At 68.0% G+C, this 13,150-nt stretch carries 9 protein-coding genes, 1 tRNA gene and 2 pseudogenes; 4 read left to right on the top strand and 8 right to left on the bottom strand.

Going from position 1 to position 13,150, the window contains the following annotated elements:
• Window positions 1-34 precede the first annotated feature (34 nt).
• A tRNA-Val gene (locus ACFYPR_RS23395) sits at window positions 35-106 on the top strand.
• A gap of 233 nt (window positions 107-339) precedes the next feature.
• On the opposite strand, the gene ACFYPR_RS23390 is transcribed toward ACFYPR_RS23395, so the two are convergent.
• Window positions 340-1,137, bottom strand: coding sequence for an aminoglycoside phosphotransferase (locus ACFYPR_RS23390; RefSeq protein ID WP_387184196.1), 798 nt, complete (start codon window positions 1,135-1,137; stop codon window positions 340-342).
• A gap of 15 nt (window positions 1,138-1,152) precedes the next feature.
• Window positions 1,153-1,284, bottom strand: a complete 132-nt coding sequence (locus ACFYPR_RS23385) for a hypothetical protein (RefSeq protein ID WP_387184199.1) — start codon at window positions 1,282-1,284, stop codon at window positions 1,153-1,155.
• A 660-nt stretch (window positions 1,285-1,944) separates the two neighbouring features.
• On the opposite strand from ACFYPR_RS23385, the gene ACFYPR_RS23380 reads away from it, so the two are divergent.
• Window positions 1,945-5,289, top strand: a complete 3,345-nt coding sequence (locus tag ACFYPR_RS23380; protein WP_387184201.1) for a hypothetical protein — start codon at window positions 1,945-1,947, stop codon at window positions 5,287-5,289.
• A gap of 272 nt (window positions 5,290-5,561) precedes the next feature.
• Here ACFYPR_RS23380 and ACFYPR_RS23375 read toward each other — a convergent pair whose 3' ends face one another.
• The 4 genes from ACFYPR_RS23375 to ACFYPR_RS23360 all read right to left on the bottom strand — a co-directional run bounded on the left by ACFYPR_RS23375 (window position 5,562) and on the right by ACFYPR_RS23360 (window position 9,372).
• Complete coding sequence (locus ACFYPR_RS23375; RefSeq protein ID WP_387184203.1) at window positions 5,562-6,281, bottom strand: SDR family NAD(P)-dependent oxidoreductase; 720 nt, start codon at window positions 6,279-6,281, stop codon at window positions 5,562-5,564.
• Window positions 6,282-6,447: 166 nt separating this feature from the next.
• On the bottom strand, window positions 6,448-7,119 hold the full coding sequence (locus ACFYPR_RS23370; RefSeq protein ID WP_355139332.1) for a response regulator transcription factor: 672 nt from the start codon (window positions 7,117-7,119) through the stop codon (window positions 6,448-6,450).
• Window positions 7,104-8,207 (bottom strand): hypothetical protein, encoded by a 1,104-nt coding sequence (locus tag ACFYPR_RS23365; protein WP_355139334.1) that lies wholly within the window; start codon window positions 8,205-8,207, stop codon window positions 7,104-7,106. The genes ACFYPR_RS23370 and ACFYPR_RS23365 overlap by 16 nt, the downstream gene beginning before the upstream one ends.
• Window positions 8,200-9,372 carry a sensor histidine kinase gene (locus tag ACFYPR_RS23360; RefSeq protein WP_387184207.1) on the bottom strand — a complete coding sequence of 391 codons (1,173 nt, stop codon included), beginning with the start codon at window positions 9,370-9,372 and terminating at the stop codon, window positions 8,200-8,202. Before ACFYPR_RS23360 ends, ACFYPR_RS23365 begins: the two co-directional genes overlap by 8 nt.
• A gap of 181 nt (window positions 9,373-9,553) precedes the next feature.
• Here ACFYPR_RS23360 and ACFYPR_RS23355 point away from each other — a divergent pair, with 181 nt between their 5' ends.
• Complete coding sequence (locus ACFYPR_RS23355) at window positions 9,554-10,516, top strand: phospholipase A2 (RefSeq protein WP_355139338.1); 963 nt, start codon at window positions 9,554-9,556, stop codon at window positions 10,514-10,516.
• A 27-nt stretch (window positions 10,517-10,543) separates the two neighbouring features.
• Complete coding sequence (locus ACFYPR_RS23350) at window positions 10,544-11,188, top strand: hypothetical protein (protein WP_387184210.1); 645 nt, start codon at window positions 10,544-10,546, stop codon at window positions 11,186-11,188.
• A gap of 1,512 nt (window positions 11,189-12,700) precedes the next feature.
• Here ACFYPR_RS23350 and ACFYPR_RS23345 read toward each other — a convergent pair.
• Both ACFYPR_RS23345 and ACFYPR_RS23340 read right to left on the bottom strand, forming a co-directional pair.
• Window positions 12,701-12,916, bottom strand: a pseudogene (locus ACFYPR_RS23345) (hypothetical protein); the annotation flags it as partial.
• Window positions 12,907-13,150: pseudogene (locus ACFYPR_RS23340) on the bottom strand (IS5/IS1182 family transposase); the annotation flags it as partial. The pseudogenes ACFYPR_RS23345 and ACFYPR_RS23340, both read right to left, overlap by 10 nt.

The following is a 13,150-nucleotide window of genomic DNA, read 5'->3' as shown; positions in this document are numbered from 1 at the left end:
TGGTTCCACGATCGGGTAGAGTCAGTGGCGCTGAGGGCGATTAGCTCAGTGGGAGAGCGCTTCGTTCACACCGAAGAGGTCGCTGGTTCGATACCAGCATCGCCCACTCTCAGTTTGTGCAGGTCAGAAGCCCGTTACCGAATGAGTCGGTAACGGGCTTCACCGTATGTGCCGCTTACATTGGGAGCAGATTGGGAGCAGCGCGGCTGGTTTTCTGTTCGGGCCGCCATGGACCTGTTCGGTTGAGTGACCTGATGTGCGGTCCCGAGCGGGCCTGCTGGCTAGTTGAGGAGTTGGGCCGATCGCTGCCGGTGCCGCGCGGCGAGAGGGTGGCCCCGGTTATGGCTCATGGGTTGACTGGCGGCCGTAGGTCCGATGGTTGGCCCATTCGCCGGTCCACAAGGCGAGGTCGTGTACCCAGAGCGCGGCGCTCTGCCGGGACTTGACGGCCCACTTTGCTGCGTTCTTCGACGCGAAGTGGTCCAGGACCTGACGGTCGGTCGCCGTCCATGCGGGAAGCTGGGTTAGCCACTCTTCTGCCTGTTCCGCGCTGTGGCCGCTGCCGATCAGCCACTGGACGAGCAGCGCGAGTTCGACCCATGCGGCGGCCTTGGTTGCCCACGCCCAGTCGACGATCCGTAGGCCGAGTGGCGTCACGATCAAGTTGGCCGGGTTGACGTCGGAGTGGATAAGTGTCTCGCCATTCATCGCCGGGTGCGCGAACCCGAGCCGGGCTGCCGGGGTGAACCACATCTCGCCAGGCGCAGGCGTCTCTTGAAGTGCTTTCAGCGCGGCGAGGAGCAGATCGAGGTCCCTACTGCCGGGTGACAGGTCGGGGTGGGGACCGGCAAGATGTTCGGTCCCCACCACCAGCCAGCCATCGGATTCGAACTGCCACAGGACCGCGGGCGGGTGCCGGTCGATGGCTCGGGTGGCCGCGAGTTCGTAGCGCAGCGACCGAACGCTCAGCTCGCCGGAGGCAGCCTTGACGAAGATCCGCCCGGCGGGTCCGGTCACCGTCGAGGCGATCTCGGCGTGGTTGCCACTGGAAGCCGAGGTGACGTCAAAGGTTCCGCCGACCCGTTCGGAGATCCCTGCTGTGACACTCTCCGGCAGAGCGGTCCAGTCGCTACGCATCGGATCTCCCCTCTGCTACGTGCCCGGCTGAGGCGGATTCGGCGGACAGCAGGACTCGGCCTCGCCGCCCCAGAATTCCATGCCGACCCGGTAGCCGGTCGCGTGCAGCGCCGCGAGTGTGTAGGTGATGGCGGTGCCGTCCTGCATGGCCCCGGTCAGGATCGGCCGGTGGTGCACGTAGTGGCCCGCGATCTGTTTGCAGGCGACGGTGTAGGGCTCGCTGATCTGCAGGGCGGCATGCCAGACAGCCGCACACAGCAGCGATGGCGACCACGCCGCCGACTATCTCAACCAGGCGGGCCGCAGCTGACAAGGCGCGGCGATCGTGAACGTGTTCCCCGATCGGCCGATGCGGCTGCGGGAGCCAGCGCTGGTTCCCACCAAAGCACTGGGCTGGCAGCTCACGATGGGAGGTGGGGGAGCCGTCGTCCTTTCTGTCGACGGTTGGCCCATGTGCCTCAACCTGGGTCTGGGCAAGTCGCGGTCCTTGCGGGCAACTCGGTGGTAGCCGAACGTCAGCAGCAAGCCTGTGTCCTCTCCGTGGCGACGTTGTCGGCCTGATCGCGGGCGCCTTAACCGGAAGCACATTCTCGCCCGTCATCCGTACGGATGCTTATGTCGCTGGGCACGCTTTCCTTGCTAGCGTCATCGCCCGGGGCAGCACGTCGATGTGCGCCGAACCAGCCGAGGCGGGGGGATGAAGACACGTAGGCGATGCCGGTGGCCTGACCGAGCGCGGGCCAGCCACGGCGGGTGGCCCCGACGTCCGGCCGAGGCAAAGTGTTCCGGCGCATCACGGTTTGGGTCATGACGGTGAAGAAGCCGGTCTCACCGGCGTCCACCGGCGGGGCCGGCACGCACTTCGAGTACCGGGTCGCCGCGATCGTCTACAGTCACCTGCTGACCGGCACGCACCCGCCAGGTCTCGTGGTACCGCTGGTTGCGGTGGGCCTTCAGCAACGGGTGCACGGTCATCTGCTCGACGACATCGTGCTGACCGCCGAACCTGGGCCTCATCCGTTGTGCATAGAGTTCCAGGTCAAACGCAGCCTCATGGTCACCGGCGCGGACCCGCCGTTCGTCGAGGTGGTGACGCAGTCACTGCACCAGCTTCATCGCCGCGGCGACGAGGTGGCTCGCGGCGACCTCGCCCTCGGGGTCGTGGCGCAAGGTGATCCGGAGGCGTTGTCGCAGCTCGCGGCATTGAGCGAGCTGGCTCGTGGGCACACGACGCACGACCGTTTTGCCGAGCTGCTCGTCCGCGATGTCACGAACCAGAATGTGCGCAACCGCTGGGCTCACGTGCGCAAGGCGGTCGCGGCGGCGTTCGCCGAACAGGCGCCCGACCTGGGCGGGGTGGACTTCTCGGCGCATGCGTTCCTGTCGGCGCTGCACGTCTGGTGCGTGAGCGACAGCACCGACGGGGCGGAGTACCGCGCCGCCCTCGATCGTCTCGGGCCGATCGCGCAGACGCTGGCGGTCAAGCCGGTCGACCTGTTCGAGCACCTGACCGCCCTGGCCCAAGGATGGGGTGTGGTGGCCGGCATTGCCGACGCCGGCACCGTGCGCCGCCATCTGCGCCGACGTGGGCTCGGCATGCGGACGTCGGACCCGGACGCCGCCGCGACCGGCTTCGCGGAGCTCGACGCCGATGCGGTGGTTCGTGGTCCGATCGCCGCGCTCGAGCTGGAGGGAGTCCGCGACGAGGCCGAACGCCGGTACGAAGCTGCGGACCCGGCCGCGGCGCAGCTGTTCGCCCAGATCGCAGAGCGGCTGGAGGAGCATGGCATGCTTCCGCACGCCGTGATCATGCGCCGGCGTGAGGCGGATGCCCGGCAACGGTCCGGGGCCGCAGACGACGCGGGCATCTGCCGGGCAGCTCTGGCGTGGGAACACCTCGACGCGGTGCAGCCGTGGCAAGCCGGGTTTGCCCTCCAGGACGGGCGGCAGCCTGGTTCCCCGCGTGCGCTCGGACAGGCAGCGCAACGGGTCGTCGCGCTCGCCGGCGCCGCCGTCGGGGTCGCGAAGGGCGCCGATCTCGACGGGCTGATCAAGGCCTTCGACGCCGCTCAGGACGCAGATCCGTACCGTGAGCGGGCGGCGGCGCTGCTGTGCGAGGAGGCCATCGCGGATGGCAGGCCCACGCTGGTGGCACAGCGCGCCACCACGCTCGAGTCGATCGCCCGGGCAGCCGCCCGTCAAGGCGAGGCTGCGTCACGACGGTGCGGCGCGCGGATTTTGATGTGCGTCGCCGACGCCACCGGGAATTGGGCGCCGCTGCTGCCCGAGATTCATCGCCGGCACGGCGGGGCGATGACGGCCTGGGCGCATGCCCGGTACGGCCGTTTTCTCGCGCTCAACGGCGACGGTGCCGGCGCGCAGGCACAGTACGTGCTGGCCGTCGAGCGCGCCTGTGTCGCGAAATTGTTCGACGAGGCCGCCGACTGGCTCTACGCCGCGCGGATCGTGCGGTACTGGTACGGCGACGTCGCCGGGGACGATGACGAGCACCCTCTTGCCCAAGCGTTGCGCGCGAACGCCACGCCCAGCCGGCTTCCCGGATCGCCGCACACCGCCGAGCTCGCCATGAGCGCAATGCTGAGCAAGGACAAGCCCCGCGAAGCCGTCCAGCAGGCCCGCCGCTGGCGATGGCAAGCCGTCGTGCGCGGCTACCTGGCCGAGGAGCGCGAGGCCGTCGCGGCGCTCGGCACGCTGTACGAACGGGCGGAAGATCCGCGCTCGGCCGTTACCTGCTTCGTTCGGGCCGGATCGGATAGGCAGGCCGCAGCCGCCGCGCGAACACTTCCCGAAGTGCCCGCCGACCTCGGCGTGGACCTGCTCACCGCGGTCGAGGCGGGCCGCGCCGCCGCGTACGCCGCGGTCGCGGCCGCCTCCGATCTGATCACCGACGAGCAGGCACGCGAGTGGGCGGATGCCGCCATCAGTGAGGTCGCCGGGCACCGTGCCGAGCCGATCGCCGGCCCGTCGGCCCGGCTGGCGGCGTTCGACGCGCTGGCCGCCCTCGGCGGCTGTCTGAGCGACCAGCAGGTGGACTCGCTGCTCGTGATTCTCGACCCGCTCATCGACCGCGACCCCGACCACTACCGGTTCAGCGACAAGGCCGTCACGAAGATCCTCATCTCTATCGCGGGCCGGCGGCGGGAGGCCGTGGTGCTGCTGCTGCGCGCCCTGCTCGCCGACCAGCAGATGGCGGAGATCATCCTGCAGGAGGGCATCGAGGTTCTCAGCGCGAACAGCAAGATCACCGAGGAACTGCTCGGTCCTGCCGCGGCCACCAACGAGCATGCCTGCCTGGCGCTGATCCTCGCCGGTCTGGACACCGCACCGGTCACGACGCTCGCACAGCAACGAGTAACCCGATACCTGCTTCCCAGGGCTCATCATCCGGGCGTGATAGCCGTGTACGCCGGGTCCCAGCACACGGCGCTGCTCGCCTCGGTCCTCGACCCGGCAACCCGTCGACAGGTGGCGCAGGCCATGCTGGATATGGCTGCGGACGTCAGGGAAACCGCGTCGAGCCGGTACGACGGCCTAGCCGGGCTGACCGTGCTCGCTCCCCACCTCGACGAGCAAACCCGCGATGGCCTGCTCCCGCCGGTCCTGCACATGGCGCGCGGTGAGCACGACGACCATCTGGTCGACGACTTCTTCCGGCGCGGCGTGACGCTGACGGATCGTGCTCTGGAATGCGCGGCTCGGCTCGCCACCGGCGATGCCCGGCGCGCCGAGATCGAGCAGATCGGCATCGCCCTGCTGCAGACGGCTGACGAGCCCAGCCGGTGGCGGGCCGTCCGCGCCCTGTTCCTGACTCCCGCGGCCGCGACGACGCTCAACCTCGAGCATTGCGCGGTTCACCCGATCCCGGCAGTACGGGCACTTGCGGCCGTACGGTGGGCGCAGAACCCGGCCGTGCTGTCCCCCGCAGCCGCGGTCCGGCTCGCCCGGGACGACGACTACCGCGTGCGGCGCAACCTGGCCCGCGCTATCCGTGATCATGCTGAGGTCCACATCCGCAACGAGACCGCACTTGCGGTGCTTGATGCCCTGGCCAGCGACCCCCGAAGAAGCGTTCGTACCTGCGTCTCCCGGAAGCGGATGCCCGCTGAGACCGACACCCAGCCCACTGGCTAGCCAATCGCGGGCGCGCACTGCCGCTGCGACCGGGTCGCCTGCGCCCGCGTCCGTCACGGCGGATCGCTGCGAACACATCGATCGTCGACATGCGTCAAGCCGCTGCGTTTGGCCTGCGCGCCACTTCACACACCATGACCGGCGCCGGTCGTAGGTCGCGCGTTGTCTGCGGCAGATCCGCGCACCTGACCTTAGTTCAGACGGTGACAGTCTCAAGGGCGAATCTCTGCCGGGCCCTCGACCGGGCTCGGGCTGCTTCGCGCAGTGAGCGGTCAGGGTGTGGACGCCCGCCGAACCTGCTCGAAGTGGAACTCGCGAATGAAACAGTCTCGTGGTTGGCCGACCGCGAAAAGCACGCAGTCGATGACCGATCGCGCCGTGAGGTCGCTGTTTACCTGTCGGGGCCCGTCCTGAACGAAGTCCGGCGGAAACAGTGAGATTACCCGGATCCCTTCTGGCCGGAGCCGGTTTGACAGGATCTCAGCGAGCCCGGCGTGGGCATGCTTAGCGGCATAGAACGCGGGATGTGCACCCGAGCGGCGGTGCCCCACCTGACCGCATGCGGAGATCATGTTGACGATGTCGGGCCGCGACGACGCTCGTAGCAGCGGCAGCAAATTTTTGGTCAACAACATGGTGCCGGTCCCGCCCGCAGCCATCACGCTTTCGATCTTGTCGTCCGAGACGTCTCCCAGGTCATCACCTTCGACGTATGGGGCGCCATTGTTGATCAGCACATCGAGGCGCTTCGTCCGTTCGGCCACGGCAGTGGCGAACGCGCGCACCGACTCCGGTACGGCGAGGTCGCAGTGAAATGCATCAGCCCGACCTGGCCCCCGCTGGCTGATCGCATCCGCGACATGCTCGGCCGCAGCCACGTCGCGGGCCGAGAGAAAGATCTGTGCACCGCGCTTGGCGAAGGCTTCGGCCAGTAGTCGCCCGGTGTCACGTGCGGCACCGGTGATGGCGACGCGCAGGCCGTCAAGATTCATGGCCGAAGTGAAGCATCTGAACTCTGGTTGAGGTCAACAGGAACTTGCCAAGATCAGACATCCGCTCTTCGGCAGAGTCGCTCGCTTTGGTCCGTGTGGCGAGCGGCGATCTAGACGTCGCAAAGACTGACGCCGGCACCCGGCATGGTGTGGCGCGTCAGGGCGGTCAGGTGTCGCGACGGTCGAGGAGCGCTTCCAGTTCCTCGACCGTGATCAGGCCGTCTTTGATCGCGCGGACGGTCAACTCGGACTTCGTCGAGGCAGGCCGGCCGACGTAGGCGTATTTGATCCTGACGCGGGTGATGTATTTGTCGACAGTACTTTCGGACACGAACATCTTGCGGGAGACCTCGGCTTTCGAGCCCAGCTGCAACCAGAGCAACAATGCCTTCTTCTCCTGCTCGGACAACCGGGGCTGTTTGGGGTCGACCAGAATCGCGCCGCCCAGCTTCGGCGTGGTGTAGGTCTCGCCGATCGCGGCTGCGCGCACGGCCCGGATCAGGTGGTCCTTCTCCTCGCTCTTGGCGATGTACGCCAGGGCGCCGCGGTCGATGCACTGCACCGCTGTCTCCTCGCCCTCGTACATCGTGTACACCACCACATGCCGTCTGGACTCGGCGAGCCGGGTGATCGTGTCGAACTGGTCCTTTCCCTCGACGAGGAGGTCAAGGATGACCACGTCGGCGCTGCGGCCGGGCTCGGTCCAGGCCAGGGCTACTTGGCCGCCCGCCTCGACCAGATCAATTGGGGGGTCGGCCTCCGAGCACCACTTCTGGATGCCCTCACGCATCCCGGCGTGGTCCTCGATCAGTACAGCGGTCGTCAACCGGTCGCCCATTGTGCTTCCACCCAGGTCGAGTCGTCATCCGAGGTGGCAGTGACCCGCACTGCCGGATCCGTGGCCGGGAACGATTCCATGATGCTGCAGTCGGCTCGGACGCTGACGGACAGAACACCGCCGATGCAAATTACGACGATCCGGGCCTCGGACCACGCCGCGGTGATGGTGGGGATCACGGCGTCGGTGAGCGACCGGCGGATTTCCGGCGGTGGGTCCGGCCAGCTGCCCACCGTGATCAGGTCGACCTTCACCCCTCGGCGCGCGGCGACGTCGGAGGCCTGTTCCAGGAGGTGCTTGAGCGGCTCGGCGGGGGTATCGGCCTCGGCGAAGAGCCGGCGCATGCGTGCGGCTTCGATCGTGCACTCTTGCATTACCTGCTGATCCGCGGGATCCAGCGTGCCGTCGGCCAGCCCTTGCAGCAGGCGGCCCGCAGATTCGTCCAGCGCGGCGAGGCGCGCCTGGCGGTTCCTGTGGATGCGCTCCGAGCTCTCCTCGGCCGTACGCCTCTCCTCCGTCTCATAGGTGGCCTGGGCCGCTACCTGGGCCACCCCGCGTAGCGCGACTGCCGCGATTCCGCTGGCCAGCGGATACCCGATGGTGCCCAGCGAGCCAGCGACGAAGTTGAGTAGGACGTCGCGGGTGCCGGCCCCGGGCAGCAGGATCGCGGCGAGCGTCACCGCCTCGTGCATGCCGAGGAAAGCCGCTAGGTAGCCGAGCGGCCGGTCCAGCAGCAGGATTACACCCATCCACCCGAGCGCCCCGAAAATCCAGTCCGCCGACGTGACCGCGGCACCGGGGGCCAGAAAGGCGCGAGCCAGCACGTCGGCTGCGAGGACCACGGCGAGTGCCGGCCACCGCCAGCGGGACCAGCCGCGACGCCGGGCGGCGAGCATTGCCTCGGCGACGACCACAGCGCTCAAGACGGCGTATGCGATGATCTGCGGCCATAGCGGGTGGTAGCGATCGAGGTTGCGCGCGAAACTCAGCGGCAAGATCAAAACGACCGCGGCGATGGTCACCACGGCGATCCGCAGGCCGTGTTGCAGCCGCCGCGTGATCTCCGCAAGGTGTCCTTGCTCAAGCATGGGTCCACCGCAGACGAACGGTGGTGCCGCGTCGGAGCTCCGACTCAATGGCGGCGCACCCGCCGATCTCGGCCATCCGGCCGCGAATCGACTCTCGGACACCGCGCCGGGTCGTCAGTACCCGCTCCGGATCGAAACCGTGGCCCTCATCCCGGATCTCGACGATCACGATGCCCCCGTCCTCGGCGACATGTACCTCGGCTGACCCCGCACCGGAATGCCGTCTGACGTTGGTCAGCGCCTCAATCGTCGCGTTGGTCATGGCTCGCGCAGCGTTCGTCGGCACAATCAGCTGCTCAGCCCCGGTGCGGGTGACCGGAAGCCGCGCTTCGTCGCAGGCAACCGCGAGCAGGCCGCACAGATCGCTCCGGGCCGGCGGCCGTTCGTCGGCCGGCCGGCGCAGCACCGCTAGATCACGTTCTGCTTGCTCGCCGATCCTGGGATCGGCCAAACCCAGGCCGACCATCAACAGTGTCGTCGCCGGGTGATCGTGCAGGTCTCGGTTGGAGGCCTGCTCGTCGGCGCGCACCAGCGCGGCGATCCGGCTCTCCCGCCGTGCGGTCTCCGCCTCGGCGATCGTCTGGTCGGCCAGCTCGCCACCCCGGTGGACCAGCGTCCAGAGCAACCGGGCCAGGCCCGTGACGACCACTGCCCAGCACGCCGTGATCACACCGTCGATCACTGAACCCTCGGGGCGCCCGGTGACCGTCCCGACAACCATGCCCATGATGACGACGAGGCCGGCAAGACTGCCGGAAATCCTCCCTTCGTAATACTGATACGCCACACAGGCGAAAGTGCAGAACGGCACAATCCATGACTTTCCGCTGCTCAACCAGCTTGCCGAGACAAGCCAGGGCGTGGCGAGAGCCAGCGCCGCCAGCGCGCTCGCATCCACTGCGGTGACCCAGCGTGGCGGGTGGCGGAAGACCTGGCGGGCGTAAAAGACGCTCCAGCCCGCGAGCACCAGCGAGGCGGCGGCGCAGGCATATCGCATCTGCGGCGACTCAGCGGCGGCTATCGCGACCACTGCGGTGATCGGTAGCGTGACTATTCTGATCATGGCGGCGTACCGGCGGCCAGCTGCACGAAGGCTCTCGACCGCGTCACCGGAGCGGGCGAGTCGCGCGGTTTCTGCAACCAGATCATGTCGGACGTACGGCATCAGAGCCCACCCGTCGTCAGCAAACGTGTGCGGGCCAACGGTATCGGCGCGGTTCACACCATTGTGTGGGGTGAACGCAGGACGCCGGAGAGCCACTGCGGCGATCACACTCGATTCGGCGGCCCGCGAGGGGGTGAGGCCGCCCGGCTCCCCGATGGCACGGTCGCTCGGGAGCCGTCGAATGACCGCTGAAGGGAACGATCTCATGAATGACAGGTCTTGGCGGGCCACAGCGGACCGCCATCGGGAACCGCGCGGTACGACGCGACTCACCAGGCGTCGGCTGGCGGCCCTGTTGACCGCGGGCACTCTGGCGTTGGCAGTGATGCCCGCCTCCTCCGCCGAGGCCGTTACCGCCGCTCAGCGTGCTGAGCAGGTCCGCTATGCCAAGGAGACGATGCTGCTGGGCAACCGGCAGTTCGCCGAGCGTAAGACGAACTTCTTCGCCGCGGGTTGCGGGACGCTGGACAACATCGACAAGTGCCGGAAGCCGGTGCCGTACAACCAGTTTGACTGGGACACCGACAGCTGCAGCAGGCCCACGCCGGAGAGCTGGCGCAAGCTGTTCCACCCGGCCTGCCAGCAACACGACTTCGGCTACCGCAACTACGGCAAGAGCCTGACGCTCGGGCGTGACGAGAACACCCGTCGATGGATCGACGACCGGTTCCGCGCGGAGATGAAGTCGATCTGCAACTACCGCTTCAGCGATTGGACGCAGTACGCGAACCTGCAGGCCTGCTTCAAGGAGGCTGATGGCATGTACGCCGTCGTCCGGAACCTAAGCGACTGGAGCAGGCCGCTTGACCAGCCCGTCGCACAGCAGGCGCCGGCCGAGCCATCCGAGCCAGCCGCGCCGGCCACGTTCGCGGAGACCACCGGCAGCGTGACCCATACCTGGACGAACCGGCAGAACGCGGGCGGCTCCCCCGGCCCAGCGATTTCGGCCGGAACCACGGTGCAGGTCGCCTGCCGGGCCGATGGCTTCCGCGTCGCCGACGGCAACACGGCCTGGTACCGCATCGCATCGAGTCCGTGGAACAACACCTATTGGGCCTCCGCCGACGCCTTTTACAACAACGGAAGCACCTCCGGCAGCCTGCGGGGCACGCCGTACTTCGACAACTACGTCCCGGTCTGCTGACCGCCACCGAGCTGCGGAGAACGAGATATGACCACCCACACCGGCAGCAGCCCGGCGCCACACGGTGGCGGGGACACCCTCGGCACCGTGCTGGGCCTGGCCGGTGTGGTGCTCGCCGTCGCTGTCATGGTGTTCCGGCCCGCGCTGCCCTACGAGATCAACAGCTCACTCGGGATGGCGCTTCTGGTGTGCTCGTCGGCCGCGCTGGTCTGGCTGATCAACCTCGGCGTGCGGTGGCGCCGACAGCAACAGCGCCCCCGGGGCTTCCGGCGTACCACCTCGATCACCGGTGTACTCGGGGTGCTGCTCATCCTGGCCGCCATGCAGGTCCAGGAGACCGGGGTCCGCACCGCCCACTGCGAGTTCGGCGTGCACGGCGTCGGTTACGGCATGGTGTGGGCCAAGGTCGAACCCCGCGAGCCCGGCAAGAAGTACCAGGTCACCGTAGTGTGGGCGGGCTGGACCGGCCGACCGGAACCGGTCGTGCTGAACCAGGCGACGTTTTTCACCTTCCTCAAGCGCGACGTCTACAGCCCGGCCGCCGACGTCATCACCGACCACGACGCGAAGATCGTCTGCGGGGACGGGCGCCCGCCGGCCGACGAGGACCAGATCCACCTCGTCGGGGCGGACTGGATCCGTGGCAAGGCCACGCCGGTCGCCCGGCGCTGATCACTGCCCGAACGGTTCGCCTGGCGGCCCACCCGGCGCCAAGCCAGCTGCGAGCGCGGGTGCCACAAGTCAGGGCCGCCAGGGTGCCCGTCCGGGTGTACAGAGCTGATCGGGTGCAAACAGGTGTGCGAACCACCACAGGTGCCCGAAAATGGCCGCGTGGTGCGGTCGAACGACGTGTGCTGGGGTCAGAGGTGCCCCCCGAAAACCCCTTGAGAGGGCTGACGATCGATGATAAGCCTTGATCACCGTGTAGCGGCGTTTAGGCACCTCAGCGTCAAGATCCGCAAATCGATGACAAGCTACCGACCGTAACTGTCGGTAACAGAAGGACCGAGGTTCAGGTTACGTGAGCCGGGCTATTGCCGACTGACGCTGGTTGCGTTGCTGGCCCTGCTCGGGAGCCGATCGGGGACATCGTCGTCGAGCCCTGCCTCCGACAGGAGGCGCAGGTAGCGGCCCTGCAGTTCGGTGGCCGCTTCGTGGTCGCGGTGAGCGCCCTGCGACCGCGGGCGTGTAGGTCTGCGTTATGCGGGTCGATGCGGAGGCCCGCCTGCAACACGGCAAGGCCGCGCTGCAGGTCAGGTTCAACGTCGGCAAGGGCGGCGCAGGCGTCGATGACATGCCGCCGGATCGCTTCGCGGACGGGGTCGAGCTATGGCCAGGTGCGTCCGGGGGCAGTCCCGCGGGGTAGGCGCCAACGACTGCTTGCCAGGCAGCGGTGGTGTTGGTGACGGCAGGGGCGGCGTGATGAATGGCGGCTCGCAGACCCCACAAGTCGACGTTTAGGTGAGTCGGGTTGAGGCGATAGCGGTCGTCGGTATGTTCGATGACGTGCAGCCCGCTGGCCTCCCGGATGGCAGTGCGGAGGTCGCTGAGGGTGGTGTAGAGCCGTCCGGTGAGAGACCGGCGGGGGACACCCGGCCAAATCGCATCGGCCAGCTGTGCGGTGTGAGCGCGGGTGGGGTGGTTGGTGGCCAGAAAGATGAGGATCTGGAGGGCGGCGCTGCGGCGGATGGTGAGGGGTTCGCCATCGACGAAAAGGGTGGGCTCGCCCAGGACGCGTAGGCGAAGCCGCCGAGTGGCAGCATCGGGCCGGCTGCGAGGCTCGCCTCGGGTCGCTTGCCGCGGCAGCCGGGTCTTCGGTGGTGCCTCGTGCGGCACGGATGGATCTTGAGGCGGGCGGGCGGTGCTGGGTTGGGGCGGACGATGACGGCGAGCAGGTCGGTCGCCGTCACCTGGTCCAAGACACACAGTCGAGGTCCAGGCCCTTCGGGGCGCAAGGGGTCGTGCAGATAGCCTGCCAGGTCGGGCCTGCCGGCCATCCTCCCAGCACAACGACTCGGCCACCGGCCGTGGCCGCCATATCAGCAACGTCTTTCAGGTTATAGCCGCCGCAGCACTCCTCCTTCAGCAGGACGACGATCCTCGGTGATGGGGTGGACTCGACGTGCGCTGATCTTGCGCCGTCCGAGCGTGACAGCCCTTGGGCGGGCGTTCGTGCCGGTCGGTTCACGCGGGGCCGTCGAGATAGCCGACATCCGTGGAGTCCGACGCGACGCGGACGCGATAGCCCCAGCGTCGCAGGACCTGAGCGAGTTTTGCGGCACCCGCCGGGTTGGCGGAGTGAACGTTGATGACGCCGACGTCAAAGGGGCGCTCGTCGAAGGCAGCCTGTTCGAGGACCTCCACGACCGGCCAGATCGTGTCGTCCCCGCCTAGGCCGTGTTTCGTAGGGCACGAAGCCATTGGTTGATAGCGGCGATGGTGAGGGTGGCTTCGTAGCGCACGGCGAGTTTGTCGTATCTGGTGGCCATGGCGCGGTGTTGTTTGAGCTGGTTGATGCCGCATTCCACGGCGTGGCGCGGGCGGTAGACGTCGGGGTCGAAGGCGGGCGGACGTCCGCCTTGGGAGCCTTTGGCTTTGCGGTGCGCGTCCTGGTCGGCCTTGCTCGGGATGCAC

The organism is Micromonospora sp. NPDC005254, assembly GCF_042872525.1.
Lineage (GTDB): Bacteria > Actinomycetota > Actinomycetes > Mycobacteriales > Micromonosporaceae > Micromonospora.
The sequence above is the reverse complement of the archived record's forward strand: the minus strand, read 5'-3'. Positions and strand labels throughout refer to the sequence as shown.

Bases quoted from the DNA above. Each gene is read 5' to 3' on its own strand.
- ACFYPR_RS23350 (WP_387184210.1), top strand. From the start codon at position 10,544: ATGACCACCCACACCGGCAGCAGCCCGGCGCCACACGGTGGCGGGGAC.
- ACFYPR_RS23360 (WP_387184207.1), bottom strand. From the start codon at position 9,372: ATGCCGTACGTCCGACATGATCTGGTTGCAGAAACCGCGCGACTCGCC.
- ACFYPR_RS23390 (WP_387184196.1), bottom strand. From the start codon at position 1,137: ATGCGTAGCGACTGGACCGCTCTGCCGGAGAGTGTCACAGCAGGGATC.
- ACFYPR_RS23355 (WP_355139338.1), top strand. From the start codon at position 9,554: ATGACCGCTGAAGGGAACGATCTCATGAATGACAGGTCTTGGCGGGCC.
- ACFYPR_RS23375 (WP_387184203.1), bottom strand. From the start codon at position 6,281: ATGAATCTTGACGGCCTGCGCGTCGCCATCACCGGTGCCGCACGTGAC.
- ACFYPR_RS23380 (WP_387184201.1), top strand. From the start codon at position 1,945: ATGACGGTGAAGAAGCCGGTCTCACCGGCGTCCACCGGCGGGGCCGGC.
- ACFYPR_RS23385 (WP_387184199.1), bottom strand. From the start codon at position 1,284: ATGCAGGACGGCACCGCCATCACCTACACACTCGCGGCGCTGCACGCG.
- ACFYPR_RS23365 (WP_355139334.1), bottom strand. From the start codon at position 8,207: ATGCTTGAGCAAGGACACCTTGCGGAGATCACGCGGCGGCTGCAACAC.
- ACFYPR_RS23370 (WP_355139332.1), bottom strand. From the start codon at position 7,119: ATGGGCGACCGGTTGACGACCGCTGTACTGATCGAGGACCACGCCGGG.